At 51.4% G+C, this 26,056-nt stretch carries 20 protein-coding genes; 8 read left to right on the top strand and 12 right to left on the bottom strand.

The genetic code is table 11. From position 1 onward, the window contains the following. Positions 1 to 342 precede the first annotated feature (342 nt). Entirely contained in the window at positions 343 to 1,566 is a 1,224-nt protein-coding gene (locus tag CBP31_RS09545; protein ID WP_087036727.1) for a dicarboxylate/amino acid:cation symporter, read from the top strand. 310 nt (positions 1,567 to 1,876) lie between these two features. Here CBP31_RS09545 and ssb read toward each other — a convergent pair whose 3' ends face one another. Together ssb and CBP31_RS09535 are read right to left on the bottom strand one after the other, a co-directional pair. After that, positions 1,877 to 2,527 carry a single-stranded DNA-binding protein gene (gene ssb / locus CBP31_RS09540; RefSeq protein ID WP_087036725.1) on the bottom strand — a complete coding sequence of 217 codons (651 nt, stop codon included), beginning with the start codon at positions 2,525 to 2,527 and terminating at the stop codon, positions 1,877 to 1,879. Between the two features lie 14 nt (positions 2,528 to 2,541). Beyond that, on the bottom strand, positions 2,542 to 3,915 hold the full coding sequence (locus CBP31_RS09535; protein ID WP_087036723.1) for an MFS transporter: 1,374 nt from the start codon (positions 3,913 to 3,915) through the stop codon (positions 2,542 to 2,544). 149 nt (positions 3,916 to 4,064) lie between these two features. Here CBP31_RS09535 and uvrA point away from each other — a divergent pair, with 149 nt between their 5' ends. Continuing rightward, positions 4,065 to 6,923, top strand: coding sequence for an excinuclease ABC subunit UvrA (uvrA, locus tag CBP31_RS09530; protein ID WP_087036721.1), 2,859 nt, complete (start codon positions 4,065 to 4,067; stop codon positions 6,921 to 6,923). Positions 6,924 to 7,419: 496 nt separating this feature from the next. Here uvrA and CBP31_RS09525 read toward each other — a convergent pair whose 3' ends face one another. Next, positions 7,420 to 8,283 (bottom strand): glutaminyl-peptide cyclotransferase, encoded by an 864-nt coding sequence (locus CBP31_RS09525; protein ID WP_087036719.1) that lies wholly within the window; start codon positions 8,281 to 8,283, stop codon positions 7,420 to 7,422. 297 nt (positions 8,284 to 8,580) lie between these two features. Here CBP31_RS09525 and CBP31_RS09520 point away from each other — a divergent pair, with 297 nt between their 5' ends. Together CBP31_RS09520 and CBP31_RS09515 are read left to right on the top strand one after the other, a co-directional pair. Next, a complete protein-coding gene (locus tag CBP31_RS09520; RefSeq protein WP_087036716.1) occupies positions 8,581 to 8,973 on the top strand; it encodes a PA2779 family protein in 393 nt (130 codons plus the stop codon). After that, the gene (locus CBP31_RS09515) at positions 8,973 to 9,929 is read left to right on the top strand and encodes a PA2778 family cysteine peptidase (protein WP_087036714.1); all 957 of its coding nucleotides are present in this window, start codon (positions 8,973 to 8,975) and stop codon (positions 9,927 to 9,929) included. Before CBP31_RS09520 ends, CBP31_RS09515 begins: the two co-directional genes overlap by 1 nt. 233 nt (positions 9,930 to 10,162) lie before the next feature. Here the strand turns inward: CBP31_RS09515 and CBP31_RS09510 are convergent, their stop codons facing one another. The 6 genes from CBP31_RS09510 to CBP31_RS09490 form a co-directional block, all read right to left on the bottom strand. After that, positions 10,163 to 11,245, bottom strand: a complete 1,083-nt coding sequence (locus CBP31_RS09510; RefSeq protein WP_265414951.1) for a chloride channel protein — start codon at positions 11,243 to 11,245, stop codon at positions 10,163 to 10,165. Beyond that, positions 11,239 to 11,901, bottom strand: a complete 663-nt coding sequence (locus tag CBP31_RS15860) for a chloride channel protein (protein WP_265414950.1) — start codon at positions 11,899 to 11,901, stop codon at positions 11,239 to 11,241. Before CBP31_RS15860 ends, CBP31_RS09510 begins: the two co-directional genes overlap by 7 nt. Before the next feature lie 3 nt (positions 11,902 to 11,904). Further along, positions 11,905 to 12,603, bottom strand: coding sequence for an ABC-type transport auxiliary lipoprotein family protein (locus CBP31_RS09505; protein ID WP_087036712.1), 699 nt, complete (start codon positions 12,601 to 12,603; stop codon positions 11,905 to 11,907). Next, the gene (locus tag CBP31_RS09500; RefSeq protein WP_087036710.1) at positions 12,600 to 13,538 is read right to left on the bottom strand and encodes an MlaD family protein; all 939 of its coding nucleotides are present in this window, start codon (positions 13,536 to 13,538) and stop codon (positions 12,600 to 12,602) included. The genes CBP31_RS09505 and CBP31_RS09500 overlap by 4 nt, the downstream gene beginning before the upstream one ends. Next, positions 13,538 to 14,347: an ABC transporter ATP-binding protein gene (locus tag CBP31_RS09495; protein WP_407668752.1), complete on the bottom strand. Its 810-nt coding sequence runs from the start codon at positions 14,345 to 14,347 to the stop codon at positions 13,538 to 13,540. Before CBP31_RS09495 ends, CBP31_RS09500 begins: the two co-directional genes overlap by 1 nt. A 62-nt stretch (positions 14,348 to 14,409) precedes the next feature. Further along, positions 14,410 to 15,534 (bottom strand): MlaE family ABC transporter permease, encoded by a 1,125-nt coding sequence (locus tag CBP31_RS09490; RefSeq protein WP_087036706.1) that lies wholly within the window; start codon positions 15,532 to 15,534, stop codon positions 14,410 to 14,412. 128 nt (positions 15,535 to 15,662) lie between these two features. Here CBP31_RS09490 and CBP31_RS09485 point away from each other — a divergent pair, with 128 nt between their 5' ends. From CBP31_RS09485 to CBP31_RS15895, 3 genes are all read left to right on the top strand, one after another. After that, the gene (locus tag CBP31_RS09485; protein WP_087036704.1) at positions 15,663 to 16,235 is read left to right on the top strand and encodes a PhnA domain-containing protein; all 573 of its coding nucleotides are present in this window, start codon (positions 15,663 to 15,665) and stop codon (positions 16,233 to 16,235) included. A gap of 186 nt (positions 16,236 to 16,421) precedes the next feature. Then, entirely contained in the window at positions 16,422 to 16,748 is a 327-nt protein-coding gene (locus CBP31_RS09480; RefSeq protein ID WP_087036702.1) for a Nif3-like dinuclear metal center hexameric protein, read from the top strand. Between the two features lie 84 nt (positions 16,749 to 16,832). After that, positions 16,833 to 17,363 (top strand): methylated-DNA--[protein]-cysteine S-methyltransferase, encoded by a 531-nt coding sequence (locus CBP31_RS15895; RefSeq protein WP_322348425.1) that lies wholly within the window; start codon positions 16,833 to 16,835, stop codon positions 17,361 to 17,363. A gap of 594 nt (positions 17,364 to 17,957) precedes the next feature. Here CBP31_RS15895 and CBP31_RS09465 read toward each other — a convergent pair. Both CBP31_RS09465 and metH read right to left on the bottom strand, forming a co-directional pair. Beyond that, entirely contained in the window at positions 17,958 to 19,274 is a 1,317-nt protein-coding gene (locus tag CBP31_RS09465) for a D-alanyl-D-alanine carboxypeptidase family protein (RefSeq protein ID WP_227874986.1), read from the bottom strand. A 286-nt stretch (positions 19,275 to 19,560) separates the two neighbouring features. After that, positions 19,561 to 23,241 (bottom strand): methionine synthase, encoded by a 3,681-nt coding sequence (gene metH, locus CBP31_RS09460; protein ID WP_087036699.1) that lies wholly within the window; start codon positions 23,239 to 23,241, stop codon positions 19,561 to 19,563. A 242-nt stretch (positions 23,242 to 23,483) separates the two neighbouring features. Between metH and CBP31_RS09455 the strand changes: the two genes are divergently transcribed. After that, positions 23,484 to 24,773 carry a cation:proton antiporter gene (locus CBP31_RS09455; RefSeq protein WP_087036696.1) on the top strand — a complete coding sequence of 430 codons (1,290 nt, stop codon included), beginning with the start codon at positions 23,484 to 23,486 and terminating at the stop codon, positions 24,771 to 24,773. Between the two features lie 307 nt (positions 24,774 to 25,080). Here the strand turns inward: CBP31_RS09455 and metA are convergent, their stop codons facing one another. Then, a complete protein-coding gene (gene metA, locus CBP31_RS09450) occupies positions 25,081 to 26,025 on the bottom strand; it encodes a homoserine O-acetyltransferase MetA (RefSeq protein ID WP_087036693.1) in 945 nt (314 codons plus the stop codon). Positions 26,026 to 26,056: the final 31 nt, after the last annotated feature.

Raw genomic sequence — 26,056 nt, 5'->3', positions numbered from 1 at the left:
TTCCCTGACTTGCCACTATCAAACACGGGTCTGAGCACCACACAGTGCCCTAGCCTGACAAGGCGCATTATCCTAGCCTAGTGGCTAAAATAGCAATTCTTTCATTTGTGCGCCCAAGATGATGAATGAGTGGTAAAAAACGAAGTTTAGGTCCTTAACTGCGACCATACGTGTCATTTGAATACCATTCAATCAAGAGTGATGCCCAGCCTTGCTCATAATACCGGCACGCTAAGCACGCTTTACTGGCCCAACTTTTACGCTGCCACGGCTTTTCCTGTACCATGAACCACAATAATCATGCAGCTCACAACATCCTTAATGAGGCCAGAATAAACCCTAATGAAGATATGGAAAATCTATAACGACACCTCTTTGGTGATCAAAATGTCAGCAGGCTTTTTATTAGGCATTATGGTGGCGCTGATATTTCGCGAACAGGCCGCCGTTCTCAGCCCGCTGGGCACATTATTTATCCGCTTGTTAAGTCTCATTGCTACGCCGGTAATCTTCTTAACGGTAGCGCTGGCCATTGGTAGCATGAACTTACGCCAGATGGGCCGACTCAGCGGTAAATTAATCCTCTATTATGCCGTCACCACAGCTCTGGCGGTGTGCATTGGCGTATCGCTGGCATTGTTTTTTAGCCCAGGACAGCACCTATCTTTACCTAACACCTTGGTGCAACAGCCCAACATTCCTCACGCTTCCGATATGCTACTGAAAATAGTACCGGACAATGTATTTGCCGCCTTTGCCGCCGGCGATCTGATGGGCATCTTATTTATTGCCATCATTATGGGCATGGCCATCTCCGGCATGCGTTACTCGATTGATGCAAAAATGCAAGCACATGGGCTATTTTTGGAGCGGTTATTTAGCGCCTTTAATGAGTTGTTTTATAAAATACTGGCCGGTATTTTGCTTTATGCGCCGATTGGCGTATTTGCCATTAGCGCCGCCACCTTCGGTAGCCAAGGTTGGGCCACCCTGCAATCCTTGCTGGTGTTTACCGGCACCTTTTATTTAGGCCTAGTCCTGTTATGGGCCTTGGTATACACCTCGTTCTTAAGGCTGGCAGGATTTAAGGTATGGCGCTTTTTTGCCAATATTAAAGAGGCGTATGCCACTGCATTTTTTACCACCAGTAGCCTAGCTAGCTTACCCATCGCCATTCAAGCGGCGCAAAAAGCCGGCGTATCAGAAAAAACCGCCAACTTCGCCTTGCCCTTAGGCGCCATCTTTAATTCAGATGGCGGCGCGCTGCGCATGGGCGTGTCGTTAGTGTTTGCCGCCAATATCATGGGGTTAGACCTAGCTTGGACCGATTTTATGGCCATAGTGGTGATCGGCACTTTGCTGTCTATCGGCACCGCTGGCGTCCCCGCCGCCGGCTTGGTCACCTTATCTGCCGTCTTGAGCCTGTTTGGTTTACCGCTAGAAATCGTGGCCTTAATCGCAGGCGTTGATGCCATCCTCAACATGGGGGGCACAGCGTCTAACGTAACCGGCGATATCATAGCCGCCGCCGTGATCGATGAAAAAGCACCCACGCCCAGCGCTTAGCTTTGACTGTGCATCGTAAAATAGCCGAGCCCGCATTATTGCGGGCCATAGTATTGATAACGGCTAACTTTATACTGAGCTAGATCAAGTTTATGACAGGGATGCCATGTGCTGAACGTCACAAGGATGTGGTTTAACGCGTCGGTGATGCTAACCTTTTGTCCGATATTTACCGTAAATAAACGACTAACCGACCTCAGCAATTCTCATCTAATTATTTAACTATTCACTAAAAATAAAGGCCTCGCTTTCGCGAGGCCTTATTGGCAAATAAGCTAAGCTTATTAACACAATCAAACTCAAGCGAGTCCTAGAACGGGATATCGTCGTCGAAATCCATTGGGGGTTCGTTATAAGTGGGCGCAGGGGCTGGCTGGCTTTGTGGTGCGGCAGGTTTATTCTGCTGCTGGCCGTAAGCGGGCTGACCTTGGGGCGCAGACTGCTGTGGGCTGCCTTGTTGGCCACCCCAGTTGCCTTGGCCACCTTGTTGCGGGCTGCCTTGCTGGCCGCCGTAAGACTGGCCTCCGCCCTGTTGCTGCTGTTGGCCGCCTTGTTGCTGGCCACCCCAGCCGCCTTGCTGACCGCCACCACCTTGACCACCGCCGCCTTGCGGACGACCACCAAGCATTTGCATGGTGCCGCCAATATCGACCACGATTTCGGTAGTGTATTTGTCTTGGCCGTCTTGGCCTTGCCATTTACGAGTCTGTAAGCGGCCTTCTACGTAGACTTGTGAGCCTTTACGCAGATATTCGCCGACGATCTCTGCCAACTTGCCAAAGAAAACCACGCGGTGCCACTCGGTTCTTTCTTTCTGCTCGCCAGACTGCTTGTCACGCCAGGTTTCACTGGTGGCCAAGGTAATGTTGGCTACCGCATTTCCATTCGGCATATAACGTATTTCAGGATCCTGACCCAAATGGCCGATCAGGATAACTTTATTGATGCCTCTATTGGCCATAACTCGCTCCGCACTTACAGATTAATCACAATTTTTGCTTGTTCTAATTCAAAGGTATTACCGTCAACCTTGAGGTAAGCCGATCCCTCTTCTGGGATAATTAAGGCTTCAAGCACGCCGGGCAAAGCTAACAGCTGGGCCACAAGGTGCTCGCGACGTTCCGTGTTTTCTATACTAACACCGATGGGCAGAATATGAGATCTAACCTTGCTCACATTACTCATGCCCATCGCCAACCAAAACCACACCAGCATGCTCAGGGCGACCAGCAAAAACACCGCCGTGCCGCCCAGCGTCTGAAACAAGAGCCCGCCCAGCACGCCACCCAAGAAGGCACCAAAAAACTGGCTGGTAGAATAAATGCCCATGGCCGTGCCTTTAGCGCCTGCCGGTGCCAGCATCGATAAAAATGCCGGCAAAGAAGCTTCCATAAAATTAAAGGCGGTAAAATACAGCAACATGGCCAGTGCTAGCAGCGTGATATGACCGTTACCGAGCGCCATTAAAATCAGCGCCAGCATCATGACTAAGATAGAAGCTTGAAACAGCTGTTTATTCAAATTGCGGCGGGCGCCAATAATCAGCACCGGCACTATCAGTACAAACGACAGTAACAACACTGGCAGATACAGCCACCAATGTTTTTCGGCGGCCAATCCAGCATCGAGCAAGGTCAGCGGAAACGCCACAAACACGGCGGTGAGCGTTAAGTGCAGCAACATAATGCCAAAATCGAGCCGCAGTAGCTGTTTATCTTTTAGCAGGCGGCCAAACAATTCTGGCGCTGCGGTTACATCGCGAATTTGGCCCTTATGCACCGGATCCGGCAGCATAAAACGCACCATAATAATGCCAATCATCGCCAAGATAGCCGTGGCCCAAAACACGCCGGACAAACCAAACCAAGAAGCCAACACTGGGCCCAACACCATGGCCACGGCGAACGATAAACCGATGCAGACACCAATAATGGCCATCGCCTTGGTGCGGTTTTCTTCACGCGTAATGTCGGCAGCCAACGCCAAAATGGCACCGGCAATGGCACCTGAGCCTTGCAGTACCCGACCAATCGCCACGCCATAGACAGAATCTGCCATAGCCGCCACCACAGAGCCTAACGCAAATAAGGTTAAGCCCGCATAGATTACCGGTTTGCGACCGATGCGATCCGACAACCAGCCGGCGGGAATTTGTAACACCGCTTGGGTGAGGCCATAGACACCGATTACGATACCAACCCATAAGGGCGAGAAGCCGATCAAGTCTTTACCGTATAAGGCAAACACCGGCATTATCATAAACAAGCCGAGCATTCGCATGCCAAAGATACCCGCCAGGGTAAAGGATGCCCGCCGTTCACGGGGGCTAAAACCTTGCTCGTCGCTCATGAGTCCTCTTGTGACGTCAAATAATACAAATAGAAAGAGACCTAGTTTAGCACGGGGGGCCTGTCAAGATTAATCCTTATTCATACTTGGCGGGCTATTGATCCAATGCCATACTAGCCGATCGAATTTACAGCTAGGTGAAGTTGCAGATGAAGAAAATCGAAGTACGCGGGGCCCGCACCCATAACCTGAAAAATATCAGTCTGGATTTACCCCGAGATAAACTGATAGTGATCACTGGCTTATCGGGTTCGGGCAAGTCTTCCCTCGCCTTCGATACTCTCTATGCAGAAGGCCAACGCCGCTATGTGGAGTCGTTGTCGGCCTATGCCCGCCAGTTTCTTTCTTTGATGGAAAAGCCCGATGTGGATCATATCGAAGGCTTATCGCCGGCGATTTCCATCGAGCAAAAGTCCACTTCCCATAACCCGCGATCCACAGTGGGCACCATTACCGAGATTTACGATTACCTGCGTCTGTTGTTTGCCCGCGTGGGTGAGCCGCGCTGCCCCACACACTCGCTGCCGCTGACTGCCCAAACCGTCAGCCAGATGGTTGATAAGGTCTTGGAGCAGCCGGAAGGCGAAAAATTAATGCTGTTGGCACCCGTAGTGCGGGATCGTAAAGGTGAGCACATTAAGCTGCTAGAAAGCCTAGCGGCACAAGGCTATATTCGCGCGCGGATCGACGGTGAAGTCTGTGATCTTTCAGATCCGCCTACTCTTGAGCTGCAAAAAAAGCACACCATAGAAGTAGTAGTGGATCGCTTTAAGGTGCGCGACGATCTGCAACTGCGTTTGGCCGAATCCTTTGAAAACGCGCTTGAGCTGTCCGGTGGTATCGCCTCGGTAGTGGCCATGGACGACGACTGCGATACCGAGCTGGTGTTTTCTGCCAACTTCGCTTGTCCGCAATGTGGTTATTCCATTGCCGAGCTAGAGCCGCGCATCTTTTCCTTTAATAACCCAGCCGGTGCCTGTGATAGCTGTGATGGCTTAGGGGTGCAGCAGATCGTTGATCCTGAAAAGGTGATCAGTAATCCGGAGTTGAGTTTATCAGGCGGCGCCATTAGAGGCTGGGATAAGCGCAGCTATTACTATTACCAGATGCTGACCTCTTTAGCCGCCCATTATCACTTCGACTTAGAAGTGCCCTACCAAGACTTGGCACCAGAGATCCAACAAGCCGTACTTTATGGTTCGGGGCGCACCAGCATCGACTTCAAATACATGAACGACCGCGGCGATGTACTGGTACGCAAACACCCCTTTGAGGGCATATTGCACAATATGGAGCGTCGCTATCGCGAAACCGAGTCTAACTCGGTACGTGAAGAACTGGGTAAATACCAAAGTAACCGCGCTTGCCCCACTTGCAGCGGTGCCCGTTTAAAAGAAGGCCCTCGCAACGTGTTTGTGGCGGATCATACTTTGCCGCAAGTGGCGAACATGGCCATCGGCGACGCCCACGCCTTCTTTAGTAATATGGAGCTCACCGGCCAAAAGGCGCAAATTGCCGATAAGATTTTCAAGGAAATTTGCGCCCGCCTCGGCTTCTTGGTTAACGTCGGCCTTAATTACCTGACCTTATCGCGCAGTGCCGATACTTTATCCGGCGGTGAAGCCCAGCGCATTCGCTTGGCCAGCCAAATTGGCGCCGGGCTAGTAGGCGTGATGTATGTCTTAGACGAACCCAGTATTGGCTTGCATCAGCGGGATAATGAACGCTTACTGACTACCTTGGTGCACCTGCGCGATATCGGCAATACGGTAATCGTGGTAGAGCATGACGAAGATGCCATTCTCGCCGCCGACTATGTATTGGATATTGGCCCCGGTGCCGGGGTGCACGGCGGTTATATAGTGGCAGAGGGCACGCCTGCCGAGGTAATGGCTAACCCCAACTCTTTAACTGGTGCTTATTTGTCTGGCAGAAAGTGCATTGCCATTCCTGAGCAGCGCACGCCAACGGGTGAGCACTGGCTAACCTTGAAAGGTGCCACTGGCAACAACTTACAAAATGTCGATTTAACCATACCGCTGGGCTTAATGACCTGCGTCACCGGCGTGTCTGGCTCAGGTAAATCTACGCTGATCAACAACACCTTATTCCCCATTGCCCATCGTGAGCTCAATAAAGCCACGGTTAGCCAGCCCGCGCCCTATCGCACCATAGAAGGCATGGACAAGTTAGATAAGGTAGTGGATATCGACCAAAGCCCGATTGGTCGTACCCCGCGTTCTAACCCCGCCACTTATACCGGTATTTTCACACCGATTCGTGAGCTGTTTGCTGCCACTCAAGAGTCTCGCTCTCGCGGTTATAAGCCGGGCCGGTTCTCGTTTAACGTAAAAGGCGGCCGCTGTGAGGCCTGCCAAGGCGATGGCTTGATCAAGGTGGAAATGCACTTCTTGCCGGACGTGTATGTGCCTTGTGATGTGTGTAAGCGCAAACGTTATAACCGTGAAACGCTGGAGATTAAGTACAAAGGCTTAAGCATTCACGAAGTGCTGGATATGACAGTGGAAGAAGCCTGTGAGTTTTTTGCACCTGTGCCCGCCATTCATCGCAAGCTGCAAACGCTGATGGACGTAGGTTTGTCTTATATTCGCCTCGGCCAGTCCGCCACGACTTTATCCGGTGGTGAAGCCCAGCGGGTGAAGCTAGCTAAAGAGTTGTCGAAACGCGATACCGGCCAAACCCTGTATATCTTGGATGAGCCAACCACAGGCCTGCACTTTCAAGATATTCAGCTATTGCTTACGGTATTGCATCGCCTGCGGGATCACGGCAATACGGTGGTGATTATCGAACACAACTTGGATGTGGTGAAAACCGCAGACTGGATAATCGATATGGGTCCAGAAGGCGGCAGCGGCGGCGGTCAAATTTTGGTAGCCGGCACTCCGGAGCAAGTGGCCGCTCACCCCGAATCCCACACGGCCCGCTTCTTACGGCCGATGTTGGAGAAAGCAGCGTCCAACGCCCAGCACCAAGCGCCGAGCTAAAAACAGGCACTTTTCCTATGCCGTCGTACCGGACTTGCTCCGGTATCTTGTTTGGGCTTTTCAAGACACCAAGAACGAGATCCTGACGTCCGTCAGGAAGACGGCCAAACCACAAAACATCCCGCTCTTATACCGCCGTACCGGACTTGCTCCGGTATCTTGTTTTGGCTTTTCAATACACCAAGAACGAGATCCTGACGTCCGTCAGGAAGACGGCCAAACCACAAAACATCCCGCTCTTATACCGCCATACCGGACTTGCTCCGGTATCTTGTTTGCGCTTTCAAGACACCAAAACGAGATCCTGACCTTCGTCAGGATGACGGCCAAACCACAAAACATCCCGCTCTTATACCGCCATACCGGACTTGCTCCGGTATCTTGTTTGGGCTTTTCAAGACACCAAAACGAGATCCTGACGTCCGTCAGGATGACGGCTTAACACAGTCCTTTACCGTTTGTGTTTAGCTGGGCGCTCGGCGCTTGGTGCCGAGCGCTATTTCTCCTGCAACTGCACTTTAAACATCTTTGGCCACAGCTTGCCGGTGAGATAAAACACCTGTTCTTGCTCATCATAAGCAATGCCATTGAGTACGGCTTCTGGGTCTCGACCGCGCCCGCTAGCGGCTATCACTGCACTGGCGTCTATTTCGGCCTCTACTCGTCCCGTGGTTTTATTGATGCGCACTAGCCTGTGATCCTGCCAAATATTGGCATAGATATACTCACCGACGCAGGCCAATTCATTTAGCAGGTTTAGCGGCTCGCCGTGTAGCGTTACGCTCACCTGACTATGTAATGAAAAATCCTGAGGATTGCGTTGCTGCAAAGTGCTTGAGCCATCACTCATCCACAACTGCTCGCCATCAAAGCATAGGCCCCAGCCCTCGCCTTGATAGTGAAACACTTGCTGCAAACTCAAGTCTGCCAGGTCATATACCAGCGCTTGGCCTTCTCGCCAAGTGAGCTGGATTAGCTGTTGGCCAACCCGCGCCAATCCTTCACCAAAATATCCAGATTCCAGCTTACGTTTCGCCACTACCTCGCCAGTAGTTGGCTGCACTTTACGCAGGCTACTGTGGCCATATAAACCGGTACTCTCATAAAAGTGCCCTTTATAGAGCAAGAGCCCTTGGGTAAACGCTGCTGGGTCGTGCGGTAACTCTGCAAGTATCTTTATGCCTAATTGCTCAACCGAACTATTAGCCGATACCTCGACACTGCTCAGGCACAGCACAATCGCGAGCAGCCACTGCTTGCTGCCCACCGCCGTCAGCCATTGGCAAATGACACTCGGTTGTTTATCTCTGTAGCGAGCCTGAATCTGCGTGCGTTGCAGCTCACTTTTCTGTTTACGCATAACTGTGGGGCCTTGAATGTCGGTTGTTGTCGCAACCCTGCTGCAACTTAATAACGCCCCAAATGGAGCTAAGCTATTGATGAATAAGGACTAGCAAACTGCAATCGCCGTCACAAGCTAACTTAAAAGTAGAAAGCCTACTTGTTATCTCACTCATTTAAATGGGAATTTAGTATGATAATGCTATCTAATGGCACGCTTAACAGTAAGCCAACCAAAAGCTAATAATAAGTCATCTAAAGCGCTAGCTACCGCTCTCGGGAGCCTAACGCACTAATATATATTCAGGAGCATAATATGAAGAAGCTATTTAAATTCCTTAACCCTTTGCTGGTTTTGTCATTATTGATGGGCACCATGCCGGTCATGGTACAGGCGCAGCCTAGCCAGTTAGTCTCCACCCAGAGTGCACTGGATGCAGTACAAATTAGTGCTGAGCGTACGCGCATCAATGATTTATTGGCACGCAACGACGTACAAGAGCAATTGGTCAGCTACGGCGTAGAGATGAGCGAAGTTGAAGCCCGTGTTGCTGCCATGACCGACCAAGAAGTGCTGCAAATGGCTGATCAGTTAGACAATATGCCTGCCGGTGCTAACGCCGTTATCGGTGCCTTGCTCACTGTATTCATTGTGTTATTGATCACAGACCTGCTGGGCTTAACCAACGTATTCCCCTTCACTCGCTAATGACTCACTTTAGCCTGTTAAAAAACGTCCGCCCTGCGGGCGTTTTTTCATTATTAGCCTTAGGCTCATTATTATTGCTCACCGGCTGTGCCGCCCAACCACAGTTATCCGCTGCGGTAAAAGCGCAATTGCCTAGCCAATCCTTTGTTACCGGCGTGCCCTTTTACAGCCAGCGCGACTATCAATGTGGTCCTGCGGCATTAGCCATGTCCTTAGCCGCCAGCGGTCAAGAGGTCAGCGTAGACACCTTGATCCCGCAGGTGTTTTTGCCTGGACGCGAAGGCAGTGTGCAGCCGGAAATGCTGGCCACGGTACGCCGTCATCAGCGTATTAGTTATGCGCTCGATGGCAACTTTGATGCGCTATTAACAGAAGTGGATGCGGGCCATCCAGTAGTGGTATTACAAAACCTCGGCCTGTCTTTTGCGCCTATGTGGCACTACGCGGTGGTGATCGGTTACAACCAAACGCCACAGCAATTACTGCTGCACAGCGGCGAACAGTCGCGCCAAGTCATGAGCATGAGTCGCTTCAACGCTACTTGGGCACGCAGCCAACACTGGGCCATGGTTGCCCTTGCTCCTGGCCAATTACCGCAGAGCATTACGCCTCAGGTAGCCGCCGACAGCATCACCGCCTTTGAAGCCGTAGCCGGTGCCCGCGCCGCCCTGCCCGCTTGGCAAGCAGTTACGACACGCTGGCCAAACTACGCCTTGGGCTGGTTTGCACTGGGTAATACGTTACATGCCAATCAAGATCCAGTGGCCGCCACTGCAGCTTTTAAGCAGGCCACCCAAGTGGATGCCACTTTGGCCGCCGCATGGTTGAACCTTGGGCTAACGCAGCAAGGTTTAGGCGATAAGCAAGCCGCCCGCGCCAGCTTACAAAAAGCCGCCGCTCTCCCCGGCAAGTGGCAAGCCCAAGCCCAGCAGGCGTTCGCAGACAGCCAGCGATAGCGCAAAGCTTATCGAAAGCAAATAGTACTCAGCAATAAAAGATAATAAAAAAGACACCGCCTGCACCGGCGGTGTCTTTTTTTGGGTGGGCCAGAGCGTGTTTTATACCATTCTGGAAATATAACTGATCATATTATCCTGCTTCGCAGGACTGCCGAACAAGTTGGCAGCTACAAAAGATAAACAAGGCTCATATTAGGCTTTACTCCTCACAATTTACGCCTCACACCACATCAATGCACGACTTCATCGGAGGTCAGTCGCTTTACCAGCCTGCGGCGAGTCACTAGTCCTAAGCCTTGGCGGCCTACGGGTAAAAGAAAGCCAGCACTGTCTTCTTGCTGCAGTGTTTGTAAGGCCATCAGCAAAGATGCATCTTCTGTTAAGTCACGCAGTCGTCGATTAATGGTTAACAGCGGGGTGATCCACGCCAGATCGTCATTGGGCTTTTTATCTTCATGTTCATGCTCGTCTTCATCCAGCGCGCTTTGATATTGCTGATAAGCGTGGCGCAGCGACTCTTGTTTTAATAAATAACTGTGCTCGCCATCGCGTACCACTACCCACGGTTGAGGCGGTGCTAATACGCCGCTAACACTACTATCGACAGCCATATCTAACTCTGCAAAATTAAAGCTCGCTAACTCAGATAAATAACGCTGGGCCAAGGCGGTGCGCAGTGGGTCCGTATGCAGTAAGCGGCCTCGCTTCTTTAGCAAAGTAAGAATTAACGACGGCTGACCAAAGCCATGCTGACACACTAGATTAGCGGTCAGCACCACCGTCATGGCGGGAAACATCGCCTCGGCACTTAGCGATAGTTCCAAAACCGCAGCAATCGCCGCCAAAGGGGCATTTAACACGGCACCCATCATGGCGGCCATGCCTAACAATGCATACAAACCAGGCTCTGAGTTACCGGGCAGAATAGCGCCAGCCACGCCACCGGCACACACGCCCAGCATCAACATGGGGGCAATTTGGCCGCCGGGCACGCCGAGTCCAATGGCGCCGGCGGTGGCCAGCAACTTAGCGAGCAAGATAATAAACAACAGCTTGATGGGTACTTGGTCGCTTAAGGCAAGATTAATAGTGTCATAACCTGAGCCTAATATTTCTGGCACCCACACCGCTAAGCTGCCGGTAATTAATCCCGCCAGCAATAATTTAAGCGCGCGAGATTGAAGTGGAAAACGCAAAAATAATCGCACTAAATAATGAAACAACACCGCCACTAAGCCCATCCACAAGCCAGTCGCTAATAGGCCCGGCATATCGCCATAATCGGCTAAGGATAAATTGGCCGGCGCTAACACCGCATGGGGCCAAGCAGAAGATGAGTAAAGGCGGAAGCACTCACCGCAGAGGCAATAATGGGGGCAAAGCCAAGAATGCTGTATTCCATCAGCACCACTTCCATGGCAAACAGCACGCCCGCTAAGGGTGTGTCAAATGCCGCTGAAATTGCCGCCGCCGTGCCGCAACCCACCAACAAACGTAACTGACTGGGTGGCCTGCGGGTCATTTGGCCCAGCCAACTGGCAAGGCCGGCCCCCATTTGTACTGCTGGCCCTTCTCGCCCCACACTGTGCCCCGAGCCCAGTGAGATTAACGCTGCTACAAACTGAAACAGCGTATTGGCCAGCGGCAAGCGGCCGCCACCAAACTGTAAACGTTCCAACACATAGGCTAAGCCCACCGTCTGAGCCGAGGCTGGCGTGATGCGATACAGCAAAATTAATAGTAGGCTGCCCAGTATCGGTAAACCAAAGCGCCACGCCATTGATAAAGACTCAAAATCTTCTAATGAGTTGCCATTAAGCCAACTTAACACCAAATTCAGCAAGCCAATAAAGCTCGCCATCACTAAGCCTGCCAGCACTCCTATTACACAGCCCAGCAGCACTAGCGGCAGCAGGCTGTGTGAAGGTCGGCTAAACAGCCGACGCAAGGTGTGCTTGGCATGGCTCATCGGTTAACGGGCCTCCTGCTGCACTGTGGGCTGCGCAAGTACCCACTCCAGCAGCGCTTGACTTAAACGTGCCTGCGCCACAGCAAAGGCGGCCACCACGGCGGGCACCTCTGCAGTTGCCGTGGGCTCGGTCACGCTAAAACGGCGGCTGGCTAACAAGGTGCGGCTATTAGGGTCTATCCACTGGGCGTCAAAATGGATAACCACAGTGGGCTGACCGTTAATATATTCAGTTTGAAAAGCGCGCAAACTGCCCGCCAACTCGCGATCCGCTGCCAGCGGTTTACTGTCATTAATAACGTGCTGAATGCGCCCGCTTTGTAGCCACGCATCCGTCACTTGGTCACGAAATAAGATCGGCACGCTGCTTGCCCAACGCGCACCTTGGTAAGCACTCAGTTGGTTATCGGCAGGGATCACGGCAATGCGATTGCTGACCAGTAAGCCACTGCTATCCGGCTGTTTAATGCGCACCGTCAGCGCCAATGCTGGCGGGGTAGTAACGTTTGAGTGAGCAGTCTGTACCGGCGGTAGGCGATAAAAAACCACCGGCTCCGTTTTAGGCAAAATAGAGCAGCCGCTTAAGCCCGTGACACTTAAGCCCACTAGCATAACGGCGCTGGCAGAGCCGAAAACAGAGTTAAGACGCCGATTCAAGCCCGAAAAAATGCGCGGTAAACAGTGAAATAGAGCTGTGCTCATGGTTTAAACTCCTTAATGCGTTCGCCGCCCAGCAAGAAGTCGCTCGGGTCTTGCTCTAATTTTCGCGACACCACGCCTAAACTTTGTAAGGTCGCACGCAGCTCCAACAAGGTGGGCTCCAGCTCGCCTAGGCTGTGTAAGCCTGACGCTAATGCAGGCTGATTATCCTTTAGTAACGACTCTAATTGCTGACTGCTGCGCGACAGTGCCGCCATGCCAGTATCTGCATTGCGAAATAATCGCTCTCCTTTTGCATTAAACTGGCCCTCTAATTGACCAAGCAAACTTGCAGCCCGTTCCATGGTAATTTTCATCTGCTGACTGGCGGTGGCTAAATCTTGAATACCTTGGCCCAGATCGTTTTTTTGCTCGGCTATCACGCCAGTCGTGGCTTCCAGATTAATCAACACTTGGCTAAAGTGCTGATTATTTTCTTCTGAAAAAAGTGCATTGGCATTTTCAATTAAGGTTTTAAAGCCCGCCACTAGCTCTTCGCTGTTTAAGCGTAACTGAGCGAAGGGCGAAGGCTCAGCCACTATCACAGGTATTTCATCTTCGTCGGTCGCTAAGTCTGGGCTATCTGGCGAGCCTTCACTGAGCTGGATATTAGAAGCACCTGTAATATTGGCCAATGCTAGACGCGCTTTGGTATCGGTTTTAATCGGCGTGCGCTTGGTAATACGTACTCTCGCCCATACTTGGCGCGGATCGTCTGCATCCAGCGATAAGCGTTCTACTTCACCGACGCGAATGCCACTGTATTCCACGGCACTGCCTACGTTTAGACCGCTCACCGCCTCGCGAAAAACAATGTCATAAAGCCGAGAGTCTTGTTGGCTGCCAGATTTAACCAGCCATAAGCTAAATAATAAGATACTGGCGGCAACCGCGAGCGTAAAAAAACCAATCAACACATGATGGGCGCGGGTTTCCATTATTTGATCCTCGACTCAAGTTCGGTTGCTTGTGTGGTTGCGGATTTAGCTGCGGGTGCTGCTGCTTGTTGCGCGGCACGCCCACGAGGCCCGTGAAAGTAATCGCGGATCCAAGCGTCATCGGTGTCCGCCACCGCCGCTAGTGTATCCACCACTAGTACCCGTTTTTGCGACAATACCGCCACGCGGTCACAACAGGCATATAAGGTGTCCAAATCGTGAGTCACCAAAAATACCGTTAATTTAAGGGCATCACGCAAGGTGAGCAGAAGTCGATCGAAGGCCGCCGCCGAAATAGGATCCAGGCCGGCGGTAGGTTCATCCAAAAATAAAATATCTGGATCCAGCGCCAGAGCACGAGCCAGCGCCGCCCGTTTGATCATGCCGCCAGACAACTCAGACGGATACTTATCCACTGCCGATCGCGGCAAGCCCACCAGCGCCAGCTTAAGCTCAGCTAACCGCTTGGCCTCACTGCGCGACAGACCGGCTTGCTCAATTAACGCCAAGGCCACATTTTCCGCCAAGGTTAACGACGAATACAGCGCACCCTTTTGAAACAACACGCCCATGCGTTGTTGCAGTGGCTCGCGCTCGGCATCTGATAAGGCCAATAAGTCTTGGCCAAACACCTGCACCGAGCCTTCATCGGGTTGGCGCAAGCCCACGATAGAGCGCAGCAACACCGACTTGCCGGTGCCAGAGCCACCCACTACACCTAAGATTTCGCCCGCACGCACAGCCAAATCCAGCTGTTCGTGCACCGCATGGCTGCCAAAACGGTTGGCCAAGTTCTGCACCTTAATCACCGTTTTAGTTTCCTCAGTGATCACAGGCAGAGAGCTGACTGTCTCAGGTTTTGCCGCCTCGTTTACCATCCCATCTCCATCAGAAACAGTGCCGCAATGGCATCGAGCAAAATTACCACGAAAATAGACTGTACCACGCTCGAGGTGGTGTGCTCGCCCACAGATTGAGCGCTGCCTTGCACTTTAAAGCCTTCTAAGCAGCCGATTAGCGCTATCAAGAAGGCAAAAATCGGTGCCTTGCCCAAGCCGACTAATAAATGCTGCACAGGTACTTGCTGCAAGATTGTCATATATTGCGCAAACGAAATATCCAGCGCCAGTAAACACACTAAGGCGCCACCAAATAAGCCCGATAACATGCCGATAAAAGTCAGCAGCGGCAGCGTGATCACCAGCGCCAACATCCGCGGCAACACCAGTAATTCCATGGGATCTAGGCCCTGCGTGCGCAGTGCATCCAGCTCTTCATTCACTTTCATGGCGCCCAGTTGCGCAGTAAAAGCACTGGCGGTGCGCCCAGCCAATAAAATGGCGCTCAACAAGACACCAAATTCTCGTAAAAACGAATAAGCCACTAAATCGACCGTATATATAGTGGCGCCAAAATTTTCTAATACGGTGGCCCCCAGAAATGCCACCACCGCACCCACTAAAAAAGTGAGCAAGGCGACGATGGGCACCGCATTCAGACCGCACTGCTGTATCTGTGCCACCAAAGCGGTAATGCGCCAGCGCGCGGGGATAAATAGAGTGCGGGCTAGCGTGCTTAACGTGAGCCCCATAAAACCCAGCAACATCACAAACTGCTGCCAGCCGCTCACCATGTTCTCCCCTAAGCGAGCCACACTATCTGCCCAGCGGTTAGGTGCTTGAGGTGTGGGTTCCTCTTGATCCATGGCCTCTAGCACGGCTAATAATAAGGCCTGCCGCTCCGATGAGAGGGCCTCGGCCTCAGGTAATAGCCGCCGAAAAGTACTAATGCCTAGCTGGTCAATCAACAAAGCGGCGCCCGCGGTATCCAGGGCATTCAAGTCGCTGGCATCCAGCTGAGTTAGCTCATCTTGCGCCGCGCTTGCCAAGGGGCGTAGCCGTTGAGTGAGTTCGCTGTAATGGGCTAAAGTCCAACTGCCTATTATCTGCACACAGCCTGCTTGTACCTTTATGCTGGGTGAGCTGTCGGTTTCCATAGAATCGGCCTCTATTACGCATCTACTACCAATTACACATTGTCTGGCATCATGGCTATAACCACAACAAGTAGGCGGTTTTATGCTAGGATCTTGCCACTTTTAGTCATGAGATGAGAAAATAAATCATGTCCATAGAACAACAATTATTGGCCCGTAGCGAGCACAGCTGCGAATTATGTAAAGCGACAGCTAACTTAGACCTGCACGCCGTGGCTCCTTATGAGGCAGACAGTGCCGAACATTGCGCGCTGTTATGCACAACTTGCCAGCAAGAATTGGATGCGCCACAAGATCAAAATCACTGGCGTTGCTTGAACGATAGCATGTGGAGCACAGAGCCAGCGGTACAGGTTTTGGCTTGGCGCACCCTAAAAAAGCTGTCCGGTGAAGGCTGGGCACAAGACTTGTTGGATATGCTATATCTGCCGCCAGAAGTACAAGAATGGGCTGAAATTGGTTTTTCCGAGCCCGAAGAAGATGAAGGCGAGGCCTTATTCGATAGCAATGGCGTACGCTTACAGACCGGTGATTCAGTCACCATTATTAAAGACTTAGACGTGAAAGGCGCCGGCTTTACCGCTAAACGTGGCACCACGGTGAAAAATATCAGCCTTAACGCCAGTTTAGCAGGCCACATTGGTGGCCGCGTTAACGGTGTACAAATTCAATTGGCCGTGCAGTTCTTGAAGAAAGTCTAAAAACCAGTGAGGGGTGAATAGTGAGGTGTTGTCAAACACCTCACTATTATAAATTTGGCGTTTGCCCCTCACCTATACATTTTTTAGAATACAGTGGCGAACCCGCCTTTAAGGTTATCTTTAGCTTAGCGCTGGCCTATCTTACGCTTAACCCCTTACACCTCACATTCTTTAAGCAGGTCTCTAATGTATAAATTAGTATTTTTCGTACCTGAGTCGCATCTGGAACAAGTAAAATCAGCGGTGTTTGCTACCGGCGCGGGAAAAATTGGCGACTACGAACAGTGCTGCTTTGAAACCCGTGGCACCGGGCAATTTAAGCCTTTAGCCTCTGCTAACCCTTTTATCGGCCAAGCTGGCATTGTTGAACAAGTAGCAGAGGTACGAGTAGAGTTAGTGTGTGATGATGCTCTGATCCGCACCGCCATTAGTGCTCTAAGAACCGCCCACCCTTATGAAGAACCCGCCTTCGACGTTTGGCAGCTGAGTGATCTTATACTCAGTGAGGAGTAAGGTGTTAAGCGTGCAGGGAACCAGCCAAAGACGGCCTGCCTTGACGCCTCACCCTTCACTTCTCACTCTATATAGGAACCCACTATGTCGACCTCTTCCTCCCAAGCCAATGATACTGAAGCCAGTTACACTCAAGCCTGCCCATTGGGTTGGATCACGCTCGCAACCCGCACTGATGCCAATCAGCAAGAAGTGATCACGGCGCTGCATTTTAGTGATGAGGTTGCCGCCATGATCGCCCCCAGCACGCCCTTGCAGCAAGAGGCGTGTCAGCAGTTGGATGAATACTTTGCCGGTTCTCGCCAGCAATTTAATTTACCGCTGGCTCCGCAAGGTACCGCGTTTCAGCAACAGGTGTGGCAAGCACTGCTGACCATTGCTCATGGTGAGCATCGCAGTTATAAAGACATAGCCCTGAGTATTAATAACCCCAAGGCGATGCGGGCCGTGGGGCTGGCCAATAGCCGTAATCCCATTGCACTGATCATTCCTTGTCATAGGGTAATTGGCGCCAGCGGTAAGTTAGTCGGCTACGCAGGCGGCATAACGCGCAAGGCGTGGCTACTCAATCACGAAGCCTCAATACAGCCAATGTCGAAAAAGCCCAGTCTTTAGCTGGTTTATGTGTGCGAGATCTCGCAAAGAAAAAGCAGCATAGTCCCTTTCTTACCCCAGATTAACGCCACCAATTATCTATTACTCATTGTAAATCAACACCTTAACAAAAGTCACTTTAACGTAGCGTTAGATTTAAGTACGCAACTCGCCGCCTTAGCGTCGATAAGCGGGTTATTATGTTTGGGCAAGGAGCAAAGCGCCCGTCAGGAAGACAGGCGGCCAGGATGGCAAGGACTTCACAGTCAGTGATGCGGACACCTCAAGGATAAGAGGCAGACTCGGTGAGGAACACTGAGCATCAGGATGATAGACAGGACTGCCTGAAGGATCAGGAAAGGGAAGCGAACAAGGAAAGCGCACGTCAAGGATTGCAGGGAGCAAAGCGGTTTACGGATAAGCCAAAACAGACGTTCAAAAAGGGGCAACTTAGGTTGCCCCTTTTCTATTGCGTAAAAACCCGCTCTAAAGCTCAACAGACTCACATAACAAAAAAACCGCCATTCTGATATTTGCAGAATGACGGCTCCGTGACTGTATGGCTATTACTAAGTGACGACCGCTTACCCCTTAAAGCTCACGTCGTGTGCAGCATCACATTCTAATCACTAAACAATCTATGCCTTGACGCACCAATTGCTCACAGGCCTGCTTGGCTTCATTTTGCAGTAATCCCACCAACTGAGCGCGATACAAGGTTTGCCCGCCCACACTGGCAGGATTCACGGCCATGTTGCTCTGCTGGGTATTACCGAGCCGGCGCGCGGCGTCGGCGGCCCGATCTTTAGCTTGTTCTAACGCTCTAAATGACCCGACTTGTACCGCCCAAGCTTGCTCGACACTAAAAGTGGGCGCCGAGTTAGACTGGATCACGCTAGCACCCGTTTTTGCAGTTTGAATCGGCGCTTGCTGAATCGGTTTAATTTGCGAGGTAGGCGGATTTATTTTAGCCGCTTGGGTTTGCTGAGCTTCCTGTCTCGTTACTTGGCGTACGGTTTCGCTGCTAATCACTATCTTACTGGCCGGCGGTGCCGCTTGACGCGCCTGCTGCGCCGCCTTAGGAGAAACTTTAGCTATCTGCTCCGCACGAATAAAGCTTTTATCCAACAAGGCAGCCATGGCCGCATCTCGAGATTGGGACGTGCGCCCGCCCATCACTACCGCCACTAAACGGTGCTTACCTTTTTTAGTAGAAGTCGCCACGTTAAAGCCTGAGGCATTGATATAACCAGTTTTCATGCCGTCTGTGCCTGGGTAGTTTTTTATCAGGCGATTATGGCTATGGTAAGTACGGCCGCCATAAGTAAAAGACGGCGTCGAGAAGTAATGATAATACTTGGCGTGATCTTTCATTAAGCGCATCGACAAGATAGATAAGTCACGAGCCGTGGTTTGCTGACCGCTATTAGGTAAGCCGGAGGCATTGCGAAAGGTGGTGGAATTCATCTTCAATGCCTTGGCTTTTCTGGTCATCATCTGGGCAAATTGACTTTCGGTGCCACCCAGAGCTTCCGCCACGACCACGGCAGCGTCGTTAGCCGAGCGCACCACTAAGGCAGGGATGGCATCACGCACTCGTAAACGGTCGCCCTTTTTTAAGGAGATATTAGTTTGTGGCATGGAGGCCGCATGCGCCGACACCGGCATGCCGGTATCCAGTTTTAATAACTTGTTGTCCATGGCTTCAAACAATAAATATAAGGTCATCATCTTAGTTAATGAAGCGGGATAGCGCGCCGCGTCTGCATATTCGGAATGCAGTACCTCGCCGCTATCGGCATCTAATACGATGGCCGCATAGCGCGGGTTCGTTTGGGCATGGGCAGAGCTAATAGCAGAGCACAGCAGTACCATGGTCAGTAGCCATTTGACTGTATCCCTACTTTTTGCAATTAACATGGCAACTAACATCGCAGGCTCCCTAAAGGTGGTATAAATGGCGCAGACGCTACGTGATTGCTGGAATGCTGTCCAGCAATTCAACGCTACGCCCCTAAAATTATCGGCTGATTTTAGCCGCGGGTCTTCTATGATTCACTAATCGATTGACCTTAATACTAAGCCGCTTAACGGTGCTTTGGCAGCCAGTGAGTGAATAAAAAGGCGCCTAAGGCGCCTTTGTAACTCATATCGTGACTTAGATATCGTGACTTAGGTCAGTCAAATCCATGAGATAAACGGCTCTCGCCCTGCGTTATTAAGCGCTCAGGTTAGGCGCCAGCCACTTTTCGGCTTGTTCGCGAGTCATGCCTTTACGGTCGGCATAATCAAGTAACTGATCTTCTTGAATTTGCGCCACCGCAAAGTAGCGAGTATTCGGATAAGAGAAATAGAACCCCGCCACAGCCGCACCCGGCCACATGGCAAAAGACTCGGTCAGTTTCATGCCGATACGCTGCTCTACTTCTAGCCAGTCCCACAGCGTACCTTTTTCGGTATGCTCAGGACAAGCCGGATAACCAGGAGCCGGACGAATGCCTACGTATTTTTCGCGCACTAGCTCTTCGTGGCTTAGCTGCTCATCTGCCGCATAACCCCAGTGCTCACGGCGCACCCGCATGTGTAGATACTCAGCAAAGGCTTCCGCCAAGCGGTCAGCAACCGAACCCGCCAAGATGGCATTATAATCATCTTCATCTTCTTTATAACGACGAATGATGTCTTCCTCACCAATCCCGCCGGTCACCGCAAAACCGCCCACGTAATCGGGCTGAGTGCCTTTGGGGGCCACGTAGTCGGCTAAGCAATAGTTAGGGAAACCGTCTTTCTTCTCGGTTTGTTGACGTAAGAAGCGCAAGGTTTGCAGTACCTCGGTGCGGGATTCATCAGCGTAAATTTCTACATCGTCGCCCACACTGTTCGCAGGAAATAAGCCAATCACACCGGCGCAACGCAAGGTGCCGTCTTGTTCAAGCTTATCGAGCATGGCTTGTGCATCCGCAAACAACTTGGTGGCTTCCACACCCACTACTTCATCTTCCAAGATGCGCGGATACTTACCGGCCAAACCCCAGGTCATAAAGAACGGAGACCAGTCAATGTATTCGCGCACCACTGAGATGGGCGTGTCATGAAATTCATGTATACCCGACTTTGCCGGCACCGGCGGCACATAGGTTGCCCAATCGATGTCGACCTTGTTAGCACGCGCCTCAGCCAGCGTCACCGGCTTGGTGCGCGGCTTCTTACGGGCATGCTGATCGCGTACCACGTCGTATTCTTTACTTAAGCGCTCGACAAAGGCCGGCTTATTCTCTTTGCTAAGCAGAGTTTGCACCACACCCACGGCGCGGGAGGCGTTAGACACATACACCACTGGTTGATCGTAGTTTTGCTCAATCTTCACCGCAGTGTGCGCTTTAGAGGTAGTGGCCCCCCCAATGAGCAGCGGCATGGTAAAACCTTGGCGCTGCATTTCTTGCGCCACATGCACCATTTCATCAAGTGAGGGCGTGATCAGGCCCGATAAGCCAATCATGTCCGCATTCACTTCGCGCGCAGTCTGCAAGATTTTCTCGCAGGGTACCATCACGCCTAAGTCGATCACTTCAAAGTTATTACACTGCAGTACTACGCCGACGATATTCTTACCAATATCGTGTACGTCGCCCTTTACGGTGGCCATCACTACACGACCATTGGTTTGGCCGACTTCTTTGCTGGCCTCAATGTAAGGGTTTAAGTGGGCTACGGCACGCTTCATCACCCGTGCGGACTTCACCACTTGCGGTAAGAACATTTTACCGGCACCAAATAAGTCACCGACCACGTTCATGCCATCCATCAACGGACCTTCAATCACGTCTAATGGCCGGACTGCTTCAAGACGAGCTTCTTCCGTGTCTTCTTCAATAAAGTCCGTTAAGCCTTTAACGAGGGAATGCGCCAAGCGCTCATTCACCGGCCAGCTGCGCCATTCCAGATCTCGTGGGTCTATGGCCTCGCCGCCACTGTTACGATAACGCTCAGCGATTTCTAATAAGGCTTCGGTGGCGCCGTCGTTTTCGTTGAGCACCACGGCGATGACTTTTTCTTTTAACTCCGGCTCAATATCTTCATAAATCGCCAGCTGACCGGCGTTGACGATACCCATGTCCATGCCGTTGCGTACCGCATGATACAAAAACACCGAATGGATGGCTTCACGCACCACTTCGTTACCACGGAACGAGAATGACACGTTCGATACGCCACCGGAGATCATGGCGTGGGGCAAATTGGCTTTGATATCTTTCACTACTTCGATGAATTCCACCGCGTAGTTGTTGTGCTCTTCGATACCGGTCGCCACGGCGAAGATATTGGGGTCGAAGATAATATCTTCCGGCGGAAAGCCGACTTCATCCACCAAGATGCGATAGGCGCGCTCGCAAATCTCATATTTACGCTCACGGGTATCCGCTTGGCCCACTTCATCGAACGCCATCACGATCACGGCGGCACCATAACGGCGCACCAACTTGGCCTGCTCAATAAACTGCTCAACGCCTTCTTTCATGGAAATCGAGTTAACGATGCCCTTGCCTTGAATACATTTTAGGCCGGCTTCGATCACTTCCCACTTAGAGGAGTCAATCATGATGGGCACGCGCGAGATATCCGGCTCACCGGCAATCAGGTTCAAAAAGCGCGTCATACAGGCTTTTGAGTCCAACATGCCTTCATCCATGTTGATATCGATGATCTGGGCGCCACTTTCTACCTGTTGCAGCGCCACTTGCAGCGCTTCGTCGTACAACTCTTCTTTGATTAAGCGCTTAAACTTGGCCGAGCCGGTAACGTTAGTGCGCTCACCGACGTTTACAAACATGGTGTCGGAAAAAATATTAAAAGGTTCAAGGCCCGACAAACGACAAGCAGGGGTAATTTTTGGCAACACCCGCGGCTTAATGCCCGCTACCACTTCAGCCATCACCCGAATATGCTCAGGCGTGGAGCCACAACACCCACCCACCAAGTTTAAGAAGCCACTCTGGGCCCATTCGCGAATATGCTCTGCCATCTCAAAGGCTTCCAGATCATATTCACCAAAGGCGTTGGGCAAACCGGCGTTGGGGTGCGCAGACACGTAGGTTTCACTGATGCGTGATAATTCTTGTACGTATTGGCGTAACTCGTTAGGGCCCAGCGCACAGTTCAAACCAAAGGAGATGGGGTTGGCATGGCGTAACGAATGATAAAAGGCTTCGGTGGTTTGACCGGTGAGGGTTCGGCCAGAAGCATCGGTTATGGTGCCGGAAATCATCACCGGAATACGGGTGCCCAGCTTATCGAACAGCGTTTCAATGGCGAACACTGCCGCTTTAGCGTTCAGCGTATCGAAGATAGTTTCGATCATGATCAGGTGGCAGCCACCGTCAATCAGCGCTTGGGTAGCTTCGGTATAGGCCGCCACCAATTGGTCGAAAGAGACGTTACGGTAACCCGCATCGTTTACGTCCGGCGAGATAGAGGCGGTACGATTGGTGGGGCCAAGCACACCGGCCACAAAGCGCGGCTTATGGGGCTCTTTTGCCGTCCACTCATCGGCCACTTTGCGGGCCAATTTCGCCGCTTCAACGTTCATTTCGCGGGCCAACGATTCCATTTGGTAATCGGCCATGGCGATGTGAGTGGCGTTAAAGGTGTTGGTTTCGATAATGTCCGCGCCGGCCGCAAAGTAATCGCTGTGAATTTGAGCGATCAATTCCGGTTGGCTAAGCACTAATAAATCGTTATTACCTTTAAGATCGGACGGCCAATCAGCGAAGCGTTCGCCGCGGTAAGCCGCCTCATCCAGTCGGTGGGACTGGATCATGGTGCCCATGCCCCCGTCAATAATAAGAATTCGTTCGGCAAGCGCCTGTTCGAGCTGGGAAAAAACGGGGGATCTGGACACTGTCTACTCCTGTTACAACCTGATTCCGTATGCGGTCGTCATGTTATCACACAAAGCCGAATTCGAAATCCAGACATCCACAGCTCCGAGCAGAATATATTCGTTCAGCTTAACCAGAGTGGAGAAATTTAGCGCAGTTTTTATTAGTGCCAAGTTCGCGATTAAGGCACAATATGGCACGGGCAAAGACCCGCTAACTTAGCTTGCAACTATAATAAAATATCAAATCGGAACTGTCCTCAATGAGCGTCTATTACACTCTGTGTTTTTTGGCGGCCACGGCGATCACCATTGCCTTCGTCAATCAATACATAATGAAAATTCAAACCACCATTGCCATTACCTTTGGCGCCCTGATTATCTCCATCCTCATGTTAGTGCTCGGTAAAACCACCTGGCCCGAGCTGCAACAACACGCCGTCACTACCCTAGAAACCGTCGATTTTGGTGAATTCCTGTTACAAGGTATTCTCGGATTTTTGCTGTTTGCTGGCGGCCTGGGTATTAACTTACCGGCCATGAAGAGCCAAAAGTGGGAAATTTTCGTACTGGTGATTTTTGGGGTGATAATTTCCACCGCCGTGGTCGCCACCGGCCTGTGGTTGTTGGCTTATGCCGCCAGCATTCCACTGCCCTTTATTTACTGCCTGCTGTTCGGCGCACTTATCTCTCCTACCGACCCCATTGCAGTATTAGCGATTGTGAAAAAACTGGGTGCACCAGAACAAATAGCCATTCAAATTGAAGGCGAGTCCTTGTTCAACGATGGCATCGGCTTGGTTATCTTCTTAACCATTTTCGCCGTGGCCTTTAGCGGTACGGAAGCCACCTTTGGCTCTGTGCTGACGCTGTTCACCCACGAAGCCATTGGCGGTATTATCTTTGGTGGTTTATTGGGGTTAATGGCACACCTGATGATCAGCGCCACCGACGACGGCTCCATGGAGCTACTGATGACGTTATGTATTCCTACCGCAGGCTTTGCTCTGGCTAACGTCCTCGGCGTCTCCGGCGCACTGGCCATGGTGGTGGCCGGTATCATGATAGGTAACTGGACTCGCTACACTGGCTTTTCAGAGCAGAGTGAAAAGTATCTGGATCAGTTCTGGCATTTATTAGACGAGTTTTTAAACGCGCTATTATTCTTGCTGATTGGCCTTGCTATGTTGCTAGTGGAATTTCATTGGCAGGCGTGGGTCTTGGTACTGGGCGCCATTCCGTTAGTACTGGCCGGTCGCTTTATTAGCGTAGCTTTGCCTTATACCGGCTTTCGTCGCTTTCGCAGTTACAACAAATACTCGATTCGGATCCTGACTTGGGGTGGCCTGCGCGGCGGACTATCACTGGCCATGGCGCTCTCGATTCCGGTTGGCGTCAAGCTGGGTGCCGATGGCCAGATTGAATTGCGCGACGTGATTTTAATGATGACCTACGCCATAGTACTGTTCTCGATTATCGTACAAGGCATGACCATAACGCCGATGATCAACAAGGCCAAGGCCGCCGAAAAAGCCGGCTTTCCGATTGATTAGGTTTTAAGAGATAGCGCCGGGCGCCCTGTTAGATGTTAACAAAAAGCCAGAGTCGAATTAATTCGACTCTGGCTTTTTTAAGCGTTTTTTTGCCACGGAAGAACGCGGAAGTGGTCACGTGCGACACGAGCCAAAGGTATTTATGGTAAGAGCCAGACCCTGTCCGATGAGGGGTTGGGTTTTGGCTCAGCCTCTTCACCCTTACCGGCTTTATTCAGATCTAATCACTATTGTTCCGTGTTCTTCCGTGGATTCCGTGGCAAATAATCTTTGAGCACTTGATTTAGCTTGGTGCTCGGCGCTGCGGTCAATCCCTGGTCAATGCTTCGCCGGTGGCACTCAAGGTATTCAAGTCATAAGGCGTTAGCTGATACACATGGTAGTTGAGCCAGTTAGCAAATAACAAATGGCCATGACTGCGCCACGTTGCCCTCGGCAAATTATCCGCATTATCATCGGGATAATAGTTTTCTGGCATCTGCGGTGCTATGCCTACTTCTAAGTCACGCTGATATTCATTATCCAGTGTATGCGGATCGTACTCAGGATGACCGGTCACAAACACTTGCCGCCCATCTGGGCTAGCCGCTAAGTAAACACCTACTTTATCGGACGCCGCCAAGATTTTTAAATCAGTTTTTTCCCGTAACAGTTCCACCGGGAAGTCTGCATAGCGAGAATGCGGCGCTAGAAACACATCATCGAAACCGCGCACTAACGGGTCGTAGCCGCCTAAGTTCTGGTGCTCATAAACGCCCGATAACTTCTCTAACCGCGTGCTCTTATCCAAGCCATATAAAATCTTCAAGCCCGCCTGCGCCGCCCAACATAAAAACAGCGTTGAGGTCACATGGCTCTTCGCCCAGTCCACAATCTGCTCTATCTTGTCCCAGTAAACCACATCGCAAAAGTCGGTCAGACCTAGCGGCGCACCGGTAATGATAAGACCGTCATAAAACTGATCTTTAATCTGCTCAAAGTCATGATAGAAACTTTCTAGATGGGACTGAGGCGTATTCTTAGACGGCCTGTCATCAATGCGCAATAAGTCGACGCCGATTTGCAGTGGCGAGTTAGATAACATACGCAGCAGCTGATTTTCGGTTTCAATTTTCTTCGGCATCAGGTTAAGTAACAGCACGCGCATTGGCCGGATTTCCTGATTAACCGCGCGGCTCTCCGTCATCACGAAGATATTTTCCTGAGACAGGACATTAGCCGCTGGCAGGCGATCGGGAATTCTAATGGGCATGAGCTTACTCCAGTACAACACAACTAAGAAA

The sequence above is a fragment of the Oceanisphaera profunda genome (genome assembly GCF_002157895.1).
Taxonomy (GTDB): domain Bacteria; phylum Pseudomonadota; class Gammaproteobacteria; order Enterobacterales; family Aeromonadaceae; genus Oceanimonas; species Oceanimonas profunda.
Note: the sequence above shows the minus strand (reverse complement) of the source record. Positions and strands in the feature narration are given on the sequence as shown.